The sequence below is a fragment of the Bradyrhizobium sp. AZCC 2289 genome, from assembly GCF_036924615.1.
Classification (GTDB): Bacteria; Pseudomonadota; Alphaproteobacteria; order Rhizobiales; family Xanthobacteraceae; genus Bradyrhizobium.
In genome coordinates this window covers 5,246,253-5,263,285 of the sequence record NZ_JAZHRY010000001.1, presented here as the reverse complement: position 1 = coordinate 5,263,285, position 17,033 = coordinate 5,246,253, and the positions used below count along the sequence as shown (strand labels likewise).

Genomic DNA, 17,033 nt, shown 5'->3' with positions numbered 1-17,033 from the left:
TCATCGTGACGAGAGCGCCGGACAAATGTCCAAAATTCGATCCTGGAATGGGCCCTCCAAATGAATGGACGGGGACATCGGTCGATGAGCTTTTTGCATCATGGAGACGGTTATCTGACCGGGAACCCACATCAAGGTGATCGATAGCAGACCTGTCGAGACGCGGGTCGCCGACGTCGTCACCCCGGAGGAGCCAGGATGGACCAACGAGAAGTGCGGGTGGCGTGGGAAAAATTCGTCGAGCGCGGAGCCCTGTCGGCGAATTTGAGATCGTCGGTCGCAGCATCGTGGCAGAGATCTAAAAACCATCAAGTCACGGTCGATCGCGCCAGAGCGCCGCTGGTACCGGAAGCCGAGTTGTATCGTCACCGTTCCAAGCATGCCTTGCTCCGCAATGCCGCACGCTCCGCGCTCGAGAGCTCCGGAACATTCCTGAGCGATGCGAACTCCATGATGATTTTGACCGATCCCTCCGGATTGATCGTCGATACACAGGGAGACGCCAGAGTTATTGATGCCGGTCGCGCGGTTCATCTGGAGCATGGCGGACGATGGAGCGAAGCCGACATCGGCACCAATGCCATCGGCGCCGCGATGGCGGAATCGAAACCCGTCCAGATTCGCGGTACGGAGCATTTCTGCTCGGAAATTCAGCGATGGACCTGCGCTGCCGTTCCGATACATGACCCCGCCGACGGCGAACTTCTGGGAGTCGTTGATATTTCGGGTCCGGCAAACACTTTCAACCCGCAGAGTCTCGCGCTGGCCGTTTCCGTGGGCCATCATGTGGAAAGCGTATTGGCGCAATCGATCAGGCAGGATCACGAAAATCTGCTGCGTCACTTTCTCTCCAAGAGGTCGTTGTGGGCAAGCGACGATTGCGTCGTGCTCGATCGCCGGGGCATGATCGTCCATGCGACCGAGCACGCACTGAGCGTCGTCAGGGGTCACCGCAACTTTGTTGCCGATGGTGCGCCCACACAATTTCTGAAAGCGATCCCCTTTGACGAGTGGCCGCTCAAAGTGAAGGAGATACTTCCGAACGCGAGCTTCGATCTCGTGAGGAACGAAAGCTCCAACATTGGTGCCATCATATTGCTGCACACGCGCCGGCGTGTGGCAGTCGTAGATCGAAGCAGCCAAACCGAGAAACTTCGCTCGACCGAGATGCCGCGGCGGGCTGCAGCGCCCAAACCGGCGGTGACCGGCTTCGTCGCCCACGATCCGGCGGTGCAGGCGATCGTGCGTCAGGTCGAGACCGCAGCAGCCCGCAAGATGCCGATCCTGATCCGCGGCGAGACCGGCACCGGCAAGGAACAGCTCGCCCGCCACGCCCACGCCGCCAGCGGACGTAGCGGCGCCTTCGTCCCCGTCAACTGCGCCGCGCTTCCGGAGAGCCTCGTCGAGGCGGAACTATTCGGCTATGCCGAGGGCTCCTTTACCGGCGCGCGGCGCGGCGGCGCCATTGGCCTCGTCAAGGAGGCCGACGGCGGAACCCTGTTCCTCGACGAAATCGGCGATATGCCCGTCACATTGCAAGCGGTGCTGCTCCGCCTGCTCGACGACTGGACCGTGCGTCCGATCGGCGGCGCCCGCGCCAAGGTCGACGTCTTTCTTGTCTCCGCCACCAACGCCACCCTCGACAAGGCCATCCTCGAGGGACGCTTCCGCTCCGACCTGCTCTACCGCCTCAATACCCTCGAGGTGACGCTGCCGCGGCTGCAGGATCGCACCGACTTCGACGCCATCGTCCACCATTTGCTCGGCGCCATCGATCCGGATTGCGAAATCACCTCGGCCACCATCGCCAACCTCGCCGTGCGGCCCTGGCCCGGCAACATCCGCGAACTGCGCAACATGCTGGCGCGCTTCACCCTTGCCGCCACCGACGGCTTCATCGACGAGGCCGCGGTCGGGGCCATGATCGGCCCGCCTCCGCACAAGACCTCCGGCTCGTTGCAGGACATCCAGCGCGCCCGCGTCCTCTCCGTCCACTCCGAAACCGCCGGCAACATCAGCGAAACCGCACGACGTCTCGGTATCTCAAGAAATACCGTCTATCGGGTTCTGGAGCAGTGTCCGGCGCGGTCAGGATAATGTCGTCTTCGCTGCAGATCGACGCAATGTCGCAGCGACGTCGGGTGGTAGGTTCAAATCATGGAGACACAACTCCCGATTCTTGCCATTGGTCGCACAGGCGATTCCCCAGTTCGCCGGACAGCAATGTTTACGATGGTTCGAATCCCTCCACGTCCTACATCCCGCCGAATCTGCGATATAGCCCGATATTCCGCGACGCAGCCGCCGACGGATTCGGAATGACGTCACATTGGTCACTGACGCTGCGGCGGCGTTCGGCTCGGACGGGATGAGAGCGGATGCGACGAACGCCCCGAAGTTCGCACACGCCACTGAACCATTGATGTCGCGGCTTCCCACTGTAAACGGCTACGCGCGCCCTACCCGAGCCTGATGCCAAACTGATGGACTCTCTACTCAGTCCTTATCAGTCACGGGATGTTGTCTGCGTACGAACGGCCGCTTTGCGCCAGGAGCAGCCCTTCAACCGCCTAAGTGCGACGCGCTTCTTCAATCAGCCAATCCCGGAAGGCCAACAATGGTGGAAGTGTCGAGCCGGCAGAAGCACATTCAATATTCAAGCCGTACGCGCGCCATGACGGACCATGCGATGCGAATGCAGAAGATGCGTCAGGCGTTGCAGCGGACAATTGAAAAGCTGCCGAAAAGCGCAAAGGAGGATCCGGAATTCCGCGCCATCGCGGACATGGCGCGCCATTGCTCCTGCAACTTGGTTTGCCCGCGCGCTTCTGATTGATGAGATCGATGAGGGCAGTTTCGTACTGATCCTCGAACTTGCCGGGCTCGAAGTGGCCGGCCTTCTGATTGACGATGTGCCTAGCGAGATCAAGCATGTCCTTCGTGACTTTGACATCCTGGATGTCATCGAAATACTCGTCCGCGGAACGCACTTCGTATGGATAGCGCAGCAGCGTTCCCATCAAGCCCTTGTCAATCGGCTCGAGCGCGATGATGTGCTCGCGATTGGTAAGCACCACGCGTCCGATGGCGAGCTTGTTCATTTCGCGGAGAGTTTCGCGGATGACTGCGAAGGCGTCATGGCCGACCTTGCCATCGGGAGTGAGGTAGTAGGGACGGATCAGGTAGCGTGGATCGATCTCGCTGCCGTCGACGAACTCGTCGATTTCGATGGTTCGCGTCGATTCCAGCGCAACGTTCTCAAGCTCCTCCTTCGTCACCTCGATGAAAGTGTCGGTGTCGACCTTGTAGCCCTTGACGATGTCCTCGTTGGCGACCTCTTCGCCGAGCATGGCTCTACCGCGCTGGCGCGCGCATGGACGCCGGCTGGCCTGGCAGCTTCAGCCTGGGCCCTGCCTCGGTAAGCTTGCCGCCGGCGAGGTCAAACACCTGCAGGTCCTTGTCGAAATAGTTTCCCACATATAGGTAGTCGCTGTTCGGGCTGTAAGCGATGCCCTCCGGCAGGCCGCCGAGCGGCGCACGCGCAGTCACCGTCAGCTTACCGCCGGTGCCGATTGACATCAGAACGAGTTCGCCGGCTTTGGTCTTGAACCAGTCGCCGTCCTTGGCCGCGGTGCCGAGCAGCAGCGGGGCGGCTGCGGTCTTCCCATCGGGCGCGATGGCGAAGCCTTCCGGTCCGATACCAGGGGTCATCACGTCGACAACGTGGGGATGTGGGCCGGTCGCTTCGATAATCACCGCGGCATCGACGTTGTTCTTCTGTGCGCCGGTGTTCGAGGCGATGACGTATTTGCCGTCTGGTGTGATGTCGATGTTGTAGGGATTGAATGCCGATGGAATGTCCATCGACTTGTCGTAGGTCACTTTTTGTCCATCGATCGCCAACACGCCGATTTTGTGCACGAGGTTCAGGCAGACAAAAGCGCGCTTGCCGTCGGGTGCGATGACAACGGCGGCAGCCTGCTGCTCCAGCGGTACCTCGCCTGCGGCCTTGACCGTCAAGCCCTGGATGGAGACAACAGAAACACTCTTGCCGTCTCGGTTGGCAATCAACGCGAGGTCGCCCTTCTTGGAGATCGAGAGACCGGACGGCTGCCGCCCCACGGTAACCGTGTCGATCAATTTCGGCGGGTCGGCGGTGAGGTCAATCACGTAGAGTTTGTCATCCGGGACCGATTTCCAGGAGCTGCCCTCTTGGACGTGAACCACGGAATTGGCGACCAGGCCCAACTTGCCGTCTGGTGTGATCTGCAGGTTGGTTGGCGGGCCCAGCAGGGAATTCGCCAGCGGCAGGCTGGCGCGGATCTTGGGTTTGGTCGGGTCGGAGACGTCCACGACCAGCACGGCGTCATTACCCGGAGCGCCGTTCGTCGGGCCTTCGGGACCATAGGTGATCTTGTTGTCAAGGCCGATCAGGATATCGTTGGTTCCGGCCTGCGCCAAGCCGCTGTCGACGAGGCCGGCCAGGCACATGGCGCAAAGAGCACTGCGTAAAGTCATGATGCGTTTTCTCCCCGTCCCGACCCATTTCTAGATGAGCCCGTTTCGTCACCGTACTTCGCAGCCTTTAGGGCTGGCAACCATTTACCGCGCTGACGGCGCCGGGACTTTCGCCAGCGCCACGTGGACCATTGATCTTCGAGCAGCGCGCCGCGCAGCCGCGTGACTGTGAATCAGCACCCGACATTGACCCCACAGATGCGAAGTCAATCAAGCGCTTAGGACACCGATCGGCGTTCGGGCCCCACGCCGGATGACAACTGAGGAAACAGAATGTAGGCCGCCGAGGCGAAATCGCCCTGGAAGAACCGAGCGAAGCCCAGCGCGTACAGCGGTGCCTGTAGCTGCGGCACGAATGGCGATTGGAAGCGAAAGTGACGTTCTTCGATGGCGACCTTCCTGCCGATCAGCAACCGAACCGGATCGATGCTGTTGACGACGATCAGCGCGCGACGATAGGATTGCGCTTGGCCGATCATCCGGATGAACCAGTCTTCCGGCGGATCTCCGGATCCGGCGGCAGCCGTATTCACGACGGTCCTTCCCTCGTCGTCGAGGTGCTTCGCGCCCATCATCGCGCTCAGCGGCTCCTGCTCGGCCTGCTCCATCGCTTGTCTCTTGAGATCCTCCGTTTTCGGCGAATTCTCCAATAGAACAAACGATTTCAGCGCCGTGGAGAAATCCATCTCCGCGAACAGGCCGAGAATGCGGTCGCGTTCGGTGTCCATCCGAACGTCCACCGAGACCGTGCCCATTTCGCGCAGGGACGCGCGCTGCAAACGGCGCAACTCCTCTTCCAGCTCGGCCTCGAGCGCGAACGCTTCGTCGCACTTTATGTGGCGCAGCCGTTGAAGCGCGTCCATTACCCATGACGCCTTCGCGCTGGCCTAGCCGCACCCATCACGCATCCGGAGCAAACCGACAAATACGTGATGGCAATCGTACGACCTTTAAATCGGTTCTGATGAGGCAAAAATGCACCTCAACCCAGAGTCCCTCAGCTTTGCGCTGTTGATTTCAGATCTCGGCAGCATCGCCCGTGCCGCCAATATGCTCGGCATGAAACAAGCGACTCTGAGCCGAAAACTCACGGCCCTTGAAAGTCGGGTCGGGGTTCGCCTCTTCGACCGATCGACTCGCGGAGCCGTGCCTACCGTCTCTGGGCCGGGTTTCTGAATCAAGCGCGCCGGATCGTGGCTAGGCAAGCGAAAGCCCGCCGTCCGGCCTGCTCTGGGTTCATGAAATCAAGCATGACGGCTATCGGCTGATGGTGCGCCAGGCGACACGCTCAAAATGACAGTCGCTATCCCGGCCGCTTCGAAGGGGCAGCGCTTGTTCGCCGTGAGACTAGTCAAATCGAAGGGGATTAGCCAGTTCGCGGGCCAAGGCTCGGGATCGATCCCGCCTTCCTTACCCGTGGTGACGGTGATGGCGGTGGTAGCGATGATACACCCGGGCAGAACTGCCCTGCCAATCATTCCGGAAGAGACCGTTGGGATAGAGCGGGTTGCCGGGTCCATAGTTCTGGCAGTTCGCGGTCGGATAATATTGCGCGCAGTACCCGGGCTCCTCGACGACGGCCTGCGCTCTCGCTGGACCTGCGAGCGTCGTTGCTAGCAACGCTGCGCCAAGTACCCCTGCGCCAAGGATTGCAAATTTTGTCATGAACGGCCTCGAAAGGTTGGGTTTTTAGGTAGAACACCGCGCCTGCGTGCCTGTTCCCCCATCTATTCGCCGGTGCCTTCACGTCCGATCAATTCGGCGTGCTTTTGTCCAATGGTTCGAGCTAGGATGCCGAAAAAGGAGAACAAGATGCGGATGAACATAGTCGTTGAGGCGCTTGAGTAGCACGTCGCGGTTGGAGGCGGGCGAGGCCCATGCGCCAGCAAAAACCTGGCCCGGACGCGCCGCCGGTTAGCATGACCCGGAAGCGCGATTCGTGTTATTCGTGCGCGAGGACCGGCTGCTCGACAGACCTGCCCCCGCGCGCCCGCACGAACATCCCGCGAGCTATGTCACCAACCCGAACGACACCGTGCATCCCAGTGGTCATCGTCGCCCCGGCATGATGATGTCGAAGGCATGCGACGGCGACGTTCCCGGTGACGGGTTGGCGCGCGGTCGGTTGACGAGCTGGAGGCCAAGCACCGCTTGCGCTGTCGTGTCGCTGCGGAAGTCGATCACCTCGCCCTTGGCTTCGGCGGCCCAGATCGGCGCACACTCACTGCGCTCGATCATTAGCGTGTCGGCCATGATCTGCGCTTCGGCTTCCTGCCGTTCGCGCTAGCTCATGGCCGCGCCATCATCGGCGAGCGCGTCCAACTCCTGCTCAATGCGGACGATGATCTGATCACGGAATAAAAAACACATCAGTCCTAATGCGTCCGGGCTCTCAACGAATGTGATTGCTGGCCCCTCGACGTTGCGCACCATGGCGGAGACGATCTTGGTCACGAAGCCGATCGGCAAGCCGTGCTCAATGGCGCTGTCGCAATTCGGTGCGGCGGCAGCGGTGAGCGCTTCGATGTGCTCGCGCATCTTCGCCTTGGCCACCGATGATGGCCATGGACTGCCGCGCACCCGGTGAAGATCAGCGGCAAGCTCACGCAGCCGGTGACGGTAACGAGCCACTCCATCGCTTAAGGTTTCGCCCTTCTTCGGCAACTCCGACAACGGCGGGTCGTCAACCGGCCGCAATGGTGCAATCGCCGGGGATGCCGCCGCGCAAGAGCCAGTCGCTTACTGCACCTCGCAACTGCGCGTAGGTATTCCAGCGCGCGCCCCGGACCTCATACAACGCCTTCTGCCAATCAGCCGTCGCGCTACAGGGTCAATCGCGTCCTTCTGACAGCGCGCCGCTCACTTCCGGTCTTCCCCGCTAAGCAGACATGCCAAGCGGCGGCTGGCATGTCTCAAAGGTGCCAAAAGCAGAAGTTTACCCCCAACAGTCCGTACAGCCTGCTACACGCCATCCGTCCACGTGGGCGCAGCAGGCACCTCGCCGTCTTGGCACAACCCGTACAAGGACTGATGCTGACGGAAGCCGCGCAATTCGAAATGGCCGATTTCAACGACCGGTGCCGCAACTTCGGCGGCAAAAGCACCAGTCATGAGCAGTGGCCGGTCAACATCCTTGCAGAGGAGTTCCAGCCGGCTGAGGATGTTGATGTCGCGCCCGACGGCGGTGAAGTCGAGGCGATTGCCAGAGCCAATATTGCCGTATGCGGCATCACCATAGTGCAGAGCAATATCGATTGAAATATGCTGCTGGACCTCGGGCGGTGAAGCCTGCAGCGCAGCCAGCGTTGTCTGCGCTGCAGCCAGGGCCGACTCACAGGCCGGCGCCGGATCATCGCCGGTGACTGGAAAGATCGCAATGACCGCATCACCGATATACTTCAGGATGTCACCTTCGCTGCCAATGACGCCAGGGACGACCAGATCGAAGAAGGCATTTAGGAGTTCAATGATTCTTTGCTCCGGAAGCTCATCTGTCAGTCGGCTGAAACCACGCAAGTCGGCGAGCAGCATTGCCGCCTTGATGTGGCGGACGTTTCCGCGCTGGACTGCGCCCGCCATAATCCGCGCGCACGGATCTCGACCTACATAGGTGGCAAGAAGTTCACCATAGATCCGCCGGCCCGCCGTCACTTCGACAACTGGGGCAAAGGTCGGCACTAGTACCCACTTTTCTTAGATCGTGAGTCGTGATTCAAGGTCGGGATGATACCCGAAGCAAGAGAAGTCCACCTTTCGAGGAAAGATCGCAAGGTGCTTGAGGCGTGTTGTCGCTCACCGGTGACGTTGCAGCGCGATTTGAAGCGGGCGCGGATAGTTCTGTTGGCGGCGGTCGGGCGCAGCACCCGGTCGATCGCCAAGGAAGTTGGGGTCCAGCCGCGGATTGTCAGCCTTTGGCGGCATCGCTATGCCGATCATGGCCTAGAAGGGCTGCAAGACAAGCCGCGGCCGGGCAAGCAGCCGATCTATACGAAGGCCACCGACAAGCGGATTCTGAGGCTGCTGGACAAGCCGCCACCGGAAGGGTTCGCACGCTGGACCGGGCCCCTGCTGGCCGGGGCGCTGGGCGATGTTGACGTCCAATATGTCTGGCGGTTCCTGCGCAGCCACAAGATTGACCTCGCGGCTCGCAAGTCCTGGTGTGAGAGCAACGACCCGAACTTTACGGCCAAAGCCGCCGATGTTGTTGGCCTCTATGTCGCCCCGCCCGCGAAGGCCATTGTGCTATGCGTGGACGAAAAGCCCTCGATCCAGGCTTTGGAGCGAGCGCAGGGCTATCTGAAGCTGCCCAATGGCCGCGCCTTGACCGGCCAGAGCCACGATTACAAGCGGCATGGCACCACAACATTGTTTGCGGCGCTCGAAGTCGCCACCGGAAAGATCATCGCAACGCATTCAAAACGCCGTCGTCGCGTCGAGTTTCTCGACTTCATGAACAGCCTCACCGCGGCCTTTCCGAACCGCCAGCTTCACGTCATCCTCGACAACCTCAACACCCACAAGAAGAACGAGGACTGGCTCAAGGCCCACCCCAACGTGCAATTTCATTTCACGCCGACAAGTGCGTCCTGGCTCAATCAGGTCGAGGTATGGTTTTCGATCTTGCAGGGGCAGTCGCTCAGCGGCACCTCCTTCACAAGCCTCAAGCAGCTTCAGGAACACATCGATGCCTACGTCAGCGCGTACAATGACAGAGCAGAGCCCTTCGTCTGGACCAAGAAAAAGGTCCGTCAACGCCGTTTCAAAGGCCGCCGTATCACTCAGCTCTGATTCCGGGTACTAGATAGCGAAAGAGTTCAACGTCCGCTTCCCTAAACCCGCTGGGAGCGTCGCTTCCCCACGATATCGCGTTAACGATCCGATTCGAAAAGATAAGAGGCGCCATCACGTAATGGGTAATGCCTTGCGCCCGCAGCGTTGCGAGGATCGGGAAGCGCCGATCGGTGGCTTCGCTAAGGACAGTATCAAGCCACTGTCCGGTTTCGATAACGTACTGAAGGGGGCTATTCTGGTAATCCGACGTAGACTCGATACCGTGTCGCGACGTTCGGAACTCGGTACTCTGTCCACGGCGCCAGATACGCGATATTCCCCGGAATTCTGGATGCAGCGTACGGACATGCACTGTGGCGCGGGCTATCGGCGCCCCGAGCATGGTGAGCTTGTCGCAGAGCATCTCAAGAAGCCGACCGGTATCGGGCGCAAAACGTCCCTCCTCGCTTAGCCAGCGCAGAAGCTCGGCCTTGCGATCAGCAAGTGAGAAATCGAGAGCCTTGGTCACATTTCACCCGAAGGTTCCCAGGGCACATCCGCAACGATAAGTTCCTGTAGCGCGCTCGCAGCTCGGCTGGAAATTTCGTGCTGGCAGTGTCATGCCGGGCCGTCGCTTCATCGAGCCACCTTTCAGCCCGAGGAGAGCAATTTAGCACGGCCTGATGGCAGAGTGGTGGCCTCGTAGGTCACAGCAAATGGGGTGCTCGACTTCCGACTTGGGTCAAAAGCGCCGTTTTGACAGTCGGCCAGTCATTTCCAGTCTACCCTGATAACCGGACGTCTTCGGTGTCGACTGCCGCTTCGCAAAAGGGCCAAGAGCGGTCATATGCACCTGCTCCGTCGCCGCTCTCAGCCTCTCTCCCTGGTTCGCCCAGTCGAGACCGCGTTCCCGCGGACTCAATATCTGCGGGCCATGGTGCTTCATCAAGCAAGTTCGATAGACCGCTCTTTAAGCTCAGCGCCAAAACTCCCCGCTCAAAGGAGGCCCTTTTGGGCGCCGACGCAGGGTCCCACTCCAACGCCGATTGACACTCAAACGGGTCTGCATGGCGGCCGCGATCGCGCTGCACATGCAGATCGGTTACACGAACGAGCACACTTCGTTGATATCCGGACGCGGCAGACGCTCAAGCAATCCCGCCGGATCGCCATAGCCGATGGCACAGATAAAGTTCGATTTGATCTGGCCACCGGGGAAGAATTCCCGATCGACAGCCTCGTTGTCGAACCCGGACATCGGTCCGCAGTCGAGCCCGATGGCCCGCGCCGCCATGATAAAGTAGGCGCCTTGCAGGCTGCTGTTGCGGAAGGCCGTTGTTTCGGCAAAACCGGGCTTGTCGATAAACCAGGATCTGGCATCAACGTGCGGAAACAGGCGCGGCAGCCAGTCGTAGAACCTGGTGTCGTAGCCGATGATCGCTGTCACCGGCGCGTCTGTCACCTTTTGCCGGTTACCTTCAAGGACGAGGGGCTTTAGTCGCTCCTTCGCCGCCGGCGTCGTCACAAACACGATGCGCACGGGGAAGCAGTTCGCACTGGTCGGGCCCCAGCGCATCAGATCGTACAGGGCAACGAGTTGTTCACGCAAAACCGGCTTATCGAACCACTTGTTTTGAGTACGCGCTTTGCGAAAGATCGTATCAAGCGTGGAATCATCGAGCGGCGTCGCCATAAGATACCTCCTCGCTCTAGAAGCTACCCTTTCAATTCAAGTTGCAGCGCACTACCTCATCGAGGCGTCACGCGCCGCGATACACGCCAAAGTACGGGACTTCGCTAGGCGGCGGCGTGTATCCTGCGTCCTTGGCCTTCTTGAGAGCCTCAAGCCCTTCGTCGAAGGTCACGAGCGGCGTGGTCTTGACGCTCTTAACCGCCCCACCAGCTGAGATCGCCATGGACAGCGCCGTGGCGCTCACATTGTCCGGCAGCTGACAGATCACCAGCACGTCGTAATCGCCGAACGTCAGCCAGCCGTCGACGACACTGCCGCCGAGTCGTTGAACAACAGGTTTGACGGCCTCCATGCGGTTCTGAGGATCTTTAAGCAGGGCTGCCCACCCGACAGGGGCGTAAGCCGTCTGCAAGGCATAAAGGGCCATGGAGGGTCTCCTTTCAGAGTTTGCCGCCCCCTTGCTCACGCGCAAAACGCATTGCCGCGGTCGGATATCTTTGTTCCCCTCACAACGGCAAGCTCACGGCACCAGTGTTGATATTGAAAATAGTGTAGCACTTCGCGCCACTCCCGTGAAGGCACGCTCGAAACGAGAAGCCATCGTAATCGACAAAACAGTTATTGCGCCCACGCCGCGCTGGGATGCGATCTCGAACGGCCGCTTTGGGTGGCGGGTTCAACTGGTCAGCGCAACACACTAATCTTCTAGCAGAGATGGAGTGTGGGCCATGAAGCACGTCGCATTTATTACTCGGCGGCTCAGCGATCTGAAATCTGGGATCGCCGGCAAGCTGGCGAGCCGATGAGTTCGATCGGACGCCGATTTGACCGGGAATCCTCTTCGGACTTTTCGGTGATCTCGCCAAGCGGCGGCATTCGTCCGCCAGTTCGGCGACGAGCCAGGAAGGCGCTCAGCCTTACTGAATGGGAGGAGATTTCCAGAGGGCTCAGCAGGCAATGTTCGTTGCGCTTGATTGCCCGCCAATTGGGACGATCTGTATCGACCATCAGCTGTGAAGTCAGTCGCAATGGTGGATCGGATCGGTATCGGGCTGCCCGGTTCGAGGGTTTTGAGGTTCGCCAGACAGTAGGACGCAGCAAGGTCGCGTAATACGCACGGACATTTTGCTGTCCATCGGTAGAGTCGAGATGTGGCGCGGTGGTGTTAGGTAGAACATATCTGTTGCCGCCCCTTTCGTCTGGCGGTGCCTTAGTGGTTCCACCATGGCTCCGTTTCCACATCCACCGGGTCGCCGGAGGCAGTTGCCCGCCTCCGGCTCCCACAGAACGTAGCATGCGGATTTGCCGCACTACGCTCTTCGACAGTTGATTCACAGCACTGCAAGAGCCTGCAACTCCGTATATGGGAGGCGCAGCTTTGGTTTCAGTAACGGCGTCCGTTCGTTGATCTGGTTGAACATGCTCCAGTTGAGGGCTCGTCCGGCCCAGCTGCGGCTGCGCAACATCCGATGCCAGTAACGCTCCACGGCGCGGTACACCTTCACGAGACACCGAAGATTCCCGGCGACACCGTAATAGGCATAGTGGCCGCGTAGGAAGGCGTTGATTTCGCCGACCTGGTCACTGATCGTGTGATGTCGTATTTGCCGCATAAGCTCCTGCAGAGACGTAAGGCTGCGCCACAAGCGAGATTTCTCGGTGCGCATCCCAACCTTGAAGTTACCCTTCTGGTTTCGCGTGCAATACAGCGTCAGACCCAAGAAGTAGATGGTCTCCGGGCGTTTTCTGCCGCGTTTGCCTGCGTGTCGCTGCGCGAACCGACCAAACTCAACCAATTTGGTCTTGGTCGGCTCAAGAGTGAGGCCGAACTTTCCCAACCGAAGGCGTAAGGCGTCCTGAACACGGATGGCGTCCGATCGATATTGGAAGCAGATCACAAAGTCATCGATATAGCGCACCAGCCGGGCTTCGCCCCGCAACCGGCTCTTCACCACGCGTTCGAACCAGAGGTCGAGCACGTAGTGAAGATAGAGGTTACTCAAAAGTACGCTGATCGATCCCCCTTGCGGTGTTCCTTCCTCGTTCGGATGGACCTTTCCATCTTCTAAGACACCCGCTTTCAGCCAGCGCCGGATCAAACTGATCAGGCGTGGATCACCGACTCGATGCGCGACGAACCGGAGCACCCAATCATGATTGAGACTCCCGAAGAAGTTCTTGAGATCCGCCTCCAGCACCCAGCCCATCTTGCCGCCGGCGATGACCTCATTGAGGGTCGCCAGAGCATGATGAGCGCTGAGCTTTGGCCGGCCACCGAATGAGCAGGGCAGAAAGTCCTGCTCATAAATGGCAGACAACACTTCGGCCGTGCTGCGCTGGAGCGCCCGGTCGGCGACAGTCGGCACGCCAAGTGGCCGCTTTTCCGTCTTGCCGGGTTTGGGGATATAGACCCGCCGGATATCCGGCGCTCTATATCCTTGGCGGTGAATGGACTGGAGCATCGGCTCTATCCATCCATCGAAGCTCTTCTTCGCCGTCTCCACCGTCTGTCCATCCACCCCAGTGGCCGACCGCTTCGGAATCTGCAACAGATTCTTCCGCACCCGATCGCGCGTGATGTGATGAGCCAGCGACGTGAAACGGAGTTTTGGTTCGCGTCGAGCTTTCACTGCTATTTGTTCAAGTTTCGTTTCCATGGTCAGCTGATCTTCTCACTGAGTAGAAGGCCGTAACTCCCGTTGAATGGAGCCCATGTCGCCCAAGAACAATTCAACTACCGCTGACCGCTTCCCCATGTAGCCGGCTTTCCCGTCCTCGGAGTACTACCAGTCAGTCTGACTTCCACCCGGTCATCAGACCCTTCTCACCTCTTCGGCTTGGCAGGTCCTACAGGCTTGCGCCTGAACCGGATGGATCTCCCTTGTTCACGTTGCTTCCTTTGGTTGCATGCTGGCGGTACGAACCCCGGGAGCATCTCAGACCGCTCGCGTTGTCGCGGCCTGCGATTCCGCCTTCCCCTTTGAGCGACAGGGTCGGCTACTCCGATCACGTTCGATTTCGGGGCTATTTTCCCGTTCACTTCATTCCGGCCTACAACCTCCCTGTCTACGCTTCGCAACGGCCGTTACCGGACGCCACGCAAGACTCGGTTCGCGGCTGCTCGCTAGGCTTTGCCGCGGCCGTCATCGCAGACGGCAGACTTCAACGCGCTTGCAAGGCGCAACGCTCATCGAACCGGACGGGCGAATCTCTCGCATCCGGCTCTCGGACAAGACTTCACGCTTTCGCGTGCAACGCCATCTGCAGCTTCTGGACATTTATTGGAGTTGACTAGGTTTCCCAATCTCCGAGGTCCTTCACCACGTATTGCGTCTGTCTTGAACTGAGGTCCCTTCCCTCCACCGGAGTTACCCGGCTTCCGCGGTACTACGAACCTCTCCGCCACCCCAGGGCGCCCAGCCTGTCCCTCACGGGCTTCCGGTTGGTCATCGCGGACCACGCCTTGGGGCTTCCCGTGTTTCGTGCGCTTTCCTTGTGTACATGCCGCCGCCACTACCCCGGCGCAGCGTCTGAACGTATCGCTTCGCTCATTTCATCCAGACGTATCAGTCTTCCCCGATAGGGTTGTCGGGTCGACCTGCGCATTGTCCTTTTCGAGGATTGCTCGGCGTTCACTCGCGTTACGGCCTGCACACTCGCGCTGTCACCAATTCGTGACACGCTAATCGAAGGCTTCAGCCACTTCGTTACCTCCATGACTGCTCCGATTGCTTCCGGCTGGAGCGATTGCCGGGTGGGGCTTGCACCCACTGGAAAGCGCCGCCTTTGCACGGCGCACACCCTTGGCGGACATCGGGTTGCCGCTAAATGACCGGTAAGTGAAGCCCCCAGGCTCTTACAATGTGCTAATTTGAGCCGGCACGATCCACTGTCTTCAGCCCGGAACCGTTGCACCATGACCGATTATCATAATCCGGCATGGACCAAGGAAAGCCGCTTCCGCGGTAGCCTCGACGATGTGATTATCATCCCACTCGTTGTTGTCGCGCTCGCCGCCAACAAAATCCTGCGTTTCATCCTTTCGATCCTGATGCGGTTGCTCGACTACGCCTTCCCTTTGGCAATGCAGATCGTCTGGCTTCCGCTCTTCGCCGCCAGGGTTCTTGGCAATGTCATCGTTACTGCCATAGGCGGCGCGTTACGTCTTGTTCCCCTTTCCGAGACGAATCGTCGGCGCTGGAGCATATCGATCCGCCGGAACTGGTCGTGGCTTCGGCGGAAGATTAGCTATCAGGCGTTCGAACGAGCTGTGCATACCGCCTTTGAGAGCGGCATGGCATGCGTGTTCCGGAAATGCCGGCATCTCACGCCGAACACCGCACTGCTCGTGATCCTGGGCGCGGTACTTTGGCTCCCGATCTCTTTCGGGGCAGCAACGGCGATGCACGCGATATTGTTTGCGAAGGTCACGTCCTGGCCGGCGTGGATGCAACTCTTGCATCCGCTGGCAACGGTCATCGCGAAGAGCAAGCTCTTGGTGCTGCCGGTGTACCCGGCAGCCTGGCCACAGGCTAAAAGACACCCCCTCGTTCAGCTCGTATTCAAGGGCTATGAAACCCTCAAGCGCATGTATGTGATCAAAAAGGTCGGCTTTCGCTATCGGCAGGCAGAGATCGCCGGCATCGCAGTGGTTGAGAGGCTCGAGCGTACCATCGGCATCGCATCGGCGGTGAAGTGGCTGCGCAACGCGCACGTTGTCGAACATTTCGGCGTCGAGAAGCCCACTCAGAGATTGCAATCGTTCTTCTCGCGATGGTCAATCAAGTTCTCGGCCGAATACTACGAGGCGAAAGAACAGCAAGCCTCAGATGTCCTATCGTTAAGCAGCCGCGCGCTGCGAACGCTGAGGTGATCGTCAATCTCAAAACCGTATGCGGCCGTAGTCGCTATGGCGTAACCTTGAAACGCCAGCGTCATCACACCAACCAGCCAACGGCGCTCTCGCCTTGTGAGAGGTCAGCGATGCCCGAAAATCATGATCCGCGCCATGATACGCGCCCCTTGGGTCGAACCGGCATCCATGTGCTGCCCTTGGGCATCGGCACGAACAAGTGGCGGCGTGCCGATCGTGAGGCCGTGTTGGAAACGTACAGGACCATTTATAATGCCGGCCCGTGCATGATCGACACGGCTGAGATCTATTTCTCGGAGCGCGTCGTGGGCGACTGCTTGCGCGCCGGTCCCACCCGCGCGGTGATAGCATCGAAATTCCTTCCCTTTCCGGGCCGAACCTCTCCGCGCCGCCTGATGAGCGCGCTTGACGGTTCGCTCGCGCGCCTGGGCCTCAAGACAATCGATCTCTACCATGTTCATAATCCGCTGCCCTTGATCGACGTGGGAGTGTTCGCCGAAGGTCTCGTCGAAGCCGTGAAGTCCGGCAAGGCACGCGCGGTCGGCGTGGCAAATTTCAATGCGGACCAGATGCGCCGTATCGCCGATCACCTCGCAAGGGCAGGCGTGCCGCTCGCGGCCAATCAGGTCAACTACAGCCTGCTCCGACGAGGAGCGGAAACAAATGGCGTGCTCGAAGCCTGCCGTGAGCTCGATGTGGCACTCGTCGCGTATTTTCCCCTTGCGTCCGGCCGCCTCACGCAGCCGTCGGACAGCATCGGCACGAAAGCGCTGCTGACGTGTCTCGCCGATATTGCCCGCGCGCACGACGCCAGCATCAGCCAGGTCGCCCTGAACTGGCTGTTGGCGCGCGACAGCCACGTGATTCCCATCCCCGGCGCGACTAGGCCTGATCACGCCAGGACCAATCTCGATGCACTCGGTTGGCGCTTGAGTAAGACCGAGTTCGACGCAATCGACCGAGCCTCAGCAAAGAGCGGTACATGAATCCGGCGCCTTTCGTCCCTCCACCTTAGATTAGCACGACTCTGTTGCATTTCCGCCCTGACCGTGCCCGGACGGCCAATGCGGCCCCATTCCCTCACCAGCGACCATCCGCCGAATAGCGTGCGCTGGACATCCAACTTATAAAACCGTGCCACATTACGGCGATTGTCGATGCGGGTGAGCATGATTGCGG

General features: G+C 59.8%; 18 protein-coding genes and 1 pseudogene. 7 read left to right on the top strand and 12 right to left on the bottom strand.

Going from position 1 to position 17,033, the window contains the following annotated elements; all coding sequences use genetic code 11:
• Positions 1–198: 198 nt before the first annotated feature.
• Complete coding sequence (locus V1289_RS25080) at positions 199–2,097, top strand: sigma-54-dependent Fis family transcriptional regulator (RefSeq protein WP_334399716.1); 1,899 nt, start codon at positions 199–201, stop codon at positions 2,095–2,097.
• A gap of 520 nt (positions 2,098–2,617) precedes the next feature.
• Complete coding sequence (locus V1289_RS25075) at positions 2,618–2,836, top strand: DUF3734 domain-containing protein (RefSeq protein ID WP_334407666.1); 219 nt, start codon at positions 2,618–2,620, stop codon at positions 2,834–2,836.
• Here V1289_RS25075 and ku read toward each other — a convergent pair.
• From ku to V1289_RS25060, 3 genes and pseudogenes are all read right to left on the bottom strand, one after another.
• Positions 2,811–3,344 (bottom strand): annotated as a pseudogene (ku, locus tag V1289_RS25070) (non-homologous end joining protein Ku); the annotation flags it as partial. The gene V1289_RS25075 and the pseudogene ku sit on opposite strands and share 26 nt — an antisense overlap.
• A 10-nt stretch (positions 3,345–3,354) precedes the next feature.
• Complete coding sequence (locus V1289_RS25065; protein ID WP_334399714.1) at positions 3,355–4,518, bottom strand: YncE family protein; 1,164 nt, start codon at positions 4,516–4,518, stop codon at positions 3,355–3,357.
• Positions 4,519–4,736: 218 nt separating this feature from the next.
• The gene (locus V1289_RS25060; RefSeq protein ID WP_334399712.1) at positions 4,737–5,381 is read right to left on the bottom strand and encodes a hypothetical protein; all 645 of its coding nucleotides are present in this window, start codon (positions 5,379–5,381) and stop codon (positions 4,737–4,739) included.
• Between the two features lie 112 nt (positions 5,382–5,493).
• Here V1289_RS25060 and V1289_RS49825 point away from each other — a divergent pair, with 112 nt between their 5' ends.
• The gene (locus V1289_RS49825) at positions 5,494–5,694 is read left to right on the top strand and encodes a helix-turn-helix domain-containing protein (protein WP_442896072.1); all 201 of its coding nucleotides are present in this window, start codon (positions 5,494–5,496) and stop codon (positions 5,692–5,694) included.
• A 234-nt stretch (positions 5,695–5,928) separates the two neighbouring features.
• Here the strand turns inward: V1289_RS49825 and V1289_RS25055 are convergent, their stop codons facing one another.
• From V1289_RS25055 to V1289_RS25040, 4 genes are all read right to left on the bottom strand, one after another.
• Positions 5,929–6,183: a hypothetical protein gene (locus tag V1289_RS25055; protein ID WP_334399710.1), complete on the bottom strand. Its 255-nt coding sequence runs from the start codon at positions 6,181–6,183 to the stop codon at positions 5,929–5,931.
• Positions 6,184–6,567: 384 nt separating this feature from the next.
• A complete protein-coding gene (locus V1289_RS25050; RefSeq protein ID WP_334399708.1) occupies positions 6,568–6,771 on the bottom strand; it encodes a hypothetical protein in 204 nt (67 codons plus the stop codon).
• Positions 6,772–6,801: 30 nt separating this feature from the next.
• Positions 6,802–7,215 (bottom strand): hypothetical protein, encoded by a 414-nt coding sequence (locus tag V1289_RS25045; protein WP_334399706.1) that lies wholly within the window; start codon positions 7,213–7,215, stop codon positions 6,802–6,804.
• A gap of 264 nt (positions 7,216–7,479) precedes the next feature.
• On the bottom strand, positions 7,480–8,196 hold the full coding sequence (locus V1289_RS25040; protein ID WP_334399704.1) for an adenylate/guanylate cyclase domain-containing protein: 717 nt from the start codon (positions 8,194–8,196) through the stop codon (positions 7,480–7,482).
• Positions 8,197–8,241: 45 nt separating this feature from the next.
• Between V1289_RS25040 and V1289_RS25035 the strand changes: the two genes are divergently transcribed.
• A complete protein-coding gene (locus V1289_RS25035; protein WP_334399702.1) occupies positions 8,242–9,306 on the top strand; it encodes an IS630 family transposase in 1,065 nt (354 codons plus the stop codon).
• On the opposite strand, the gene V1289_RS25030 is transcribed toward V1289_RS25035, so the two are convergent.
• From V1289_RS25030 to V1289_RS25020, 3 genes are all read right to left on the bottom strand, one after another.
• Positions 9,293–9,817: a hypothetical protein gene (locus V1289_RS25030; RefSeq protein WP_334399700.1), complete on the bottom strand. Its 525-nt coding sequence runs from the start codon at positions 9,815–9,817 to the stop codon at positions 9,293–9,295. The two genes, V1289_RS25035 and V1289_RS25030, sit on opposite strands and share 14 nt — an antisense overlap.
• 573 nt (positions 9,818–10,390) lie before the next feature.
• Positions 10,391–10,981: a malonic semialdehyde reductase gene (locus V1289_RS25025; protein WP_334399699.1), complete on the bottom strand. Its 591-nt coding sequence runs from the start codon at positions 10,979–10,981 to the stop codon at positions 10,391–10,393.
• A 67-nt stretch (positions 10,982–11,048) separates the two neighbouring features.
• Positions 11,049–11,408: a GYD domain-containing protein gene (locus tag V1289_RS25020; RefSeq protein ID WP_161852522.1), complete on the bottom strand. Its 360-nt coding sequence runs from the start codon at positions 11,406–11,408 to the stop codon at positions 11,049–11,051.
• 375 nt (positions 11,409–11,783) lie between these two features.
• On the opposite strand from V1289_RS25020, the gene V1289_RS25015 reads away from it, so the two are divergent.
• Positions 11,784–12,092, top strand: coding sequence for a helix-turn-helix domain-containing protein (locus V1289_RS25015; protein WP_442896195.1), 309 nt, complete (start codon positions 11,784–11,786; stop codon positions 12,090–12,092).
• A gap of 220 nt (positions 12,093–12,312) precedes the next feature.
• Here V1289_RS25015 and ltrA read toward each other — a convergent pair whose 3' ends face one another.
• Positions 12,313–13,638, bottom strand: a complete 1,326-nt coding sequence (gene ltrA / locus V1289_RS25010) for a group II intron reverse transcriptase/maturase (RefSeq protein WP_334397564.1) — start codon at positions 13,636–13,638, stop codon at positions 12,313–12,315.
• A gap of 1,259 nt (positions 13,639–14,897) precedes the next feature.
• Here ltrA and V1289_RS25005 point away from each other — a divergent pair.
• Positions 14,898–15,854, top strand: a complete 957-nt coding sequence (locus V1289_RS25005; RefSeq protein ID WP_334395373.1) for a hypothetical protein — start codon at positions 14,898–14,900, stop codon at positions 15,852–15,854.
• Positions 15,851–16,840, top strand: coding sequence for an aldo/keto reductase (locus tag V1289_RS25000; protein WP_334399696.1), 990 nt, complete (start codon positions 15,851–15,853; stop codon positions 16,838–16,840). The genes V1289_RS25005 and V1289_RS25000 overlap by 4 nt, the downstream gene beginning before the upstream one ends.
• Here the strand turns inward: V1289_RS25000 and V1289_RS24995 are convergent.
• Positions 16,747–17,025, bottom strand: a complete 279-nt coding sequence (locus tag V1289_RS24995; protein ID WP_334407664.1) for a WGR domain-containing protein — start codon at positions 17,023–17,025, stop codon at positions 16,747–16,749. The two genes, V1289_RS25000 and V1289_RS24995, sit on opposite strands and share 94 nt — an antisense overlap.
• Positions 17,026–17,033 lie beyond the last annotated feature (8 nt).

What these genes read in the sequence shown, in the direction of transcription:
- V1289_RS25065 (WP_334399714.1), bottom strand. Translation starts at nt 4,518, where the DNA reads ATGACTTTACGCAGTGCTCTTTGCGCCATGTGCCTGGCCGGCCTCGTC.
- V1289_RS25035 (WP_334399702.1), top strand. Translation starts at nt 8,242, where the DNA reads ATGATACCCGAAGCAAGAGAAGTCCACCTTTCGAGGAAAGATCGCAAG.
- ltrA (WP_334397564.1), bottom strand. Translation starts at nt 13,638, where the DNA reads ATGGAAACGAAACTTGAACAAATAGCAGTGAAAGCTCGACGCGAACCA.
- V1289_RS25005 (WP_334395373.1), top strand. Translation starts at nt 14,898, where the DNA reads ATGACCGATTATCATAATCCGGCATGGACCAAGGAAAGCCGCTTCCGC.
- V1289_RS49825 (WP_442896072.1), top strand. Translation starts at nt 5,494, where the DNA reads ATGCACCTCAACCCAGAGTCCCTCAGCTTTGCGCTGTTGATTTCAGAT.
- V1289_RS25025 (WP_334399699.1), bottom strand. Translation starts at nt 10,981, where the DNA reads ATGGCGACGCCGCTCGATGATTCCACGCTTGATACGATCTTTCGCAAA.
- V1289_RS25050 (WP_334399708.1), bottom strand. Translation starts at nt 6,771, where the DNA reads ATGGCCGACACGCTAATGATCGAGCGCAGTGAGTGTGCGCCGATCTGG.
- V1289_RS25015 (WP_442896195.1), top strand. Translation starts at nt 11,784, where the DNA reads ATGAGTTCGATCGGACGCCGATTTGACCGGGAATCCTCTTCGGACTTT.
- V1289_RS25075 (WP_334407666.1), top strand. Translation starts at nt 2,618, where the DNA reads ATGGTGGAAGTGTCGAGCCGGCAGAAGCACATTCAATATTCAAGCCGT.
- V1289_RS25080 (WP_334399716.1), top strand. Translation starts at nt 199, where the DNA reads ATGGACCAACGAGAAGTGCGGGTGGCGTGGGAAAAATTCGTCGAGCGC.
- V1289_RS25055 (WP_334399710.1), bottom strand. Translation starts at nt 6,183, where the DNA reads ATGACAAAATTTGCAATCCTTGGCGCAGGGGTACTTGGCGCAGCGTTG.
- V1289_RS24995 (WP_334407664.1), bottom strand. Translation starts at nt 17,025, where the DNA reads ATGCTCACCCGCATCGACAATCGCCGTAATGTGGCACGGTTTTATAAG.
- V1289_RS25060 (WP_334399712.1), bottom strand. Translation starts at nt 5,381, where the DNA reads ATGGACGCGCTTCAACGGCTGCGCCACATAAAGTGCGACGAAGCGTTC.
- V1289_RS25020 (WP_161852522.1), bottom strand. Translation starts at nt 11,408, where the DNA reads ATGGCCCTTTATGCCTTGCAGACGGCTTACGCCCCTGTCGGGTGGGCA.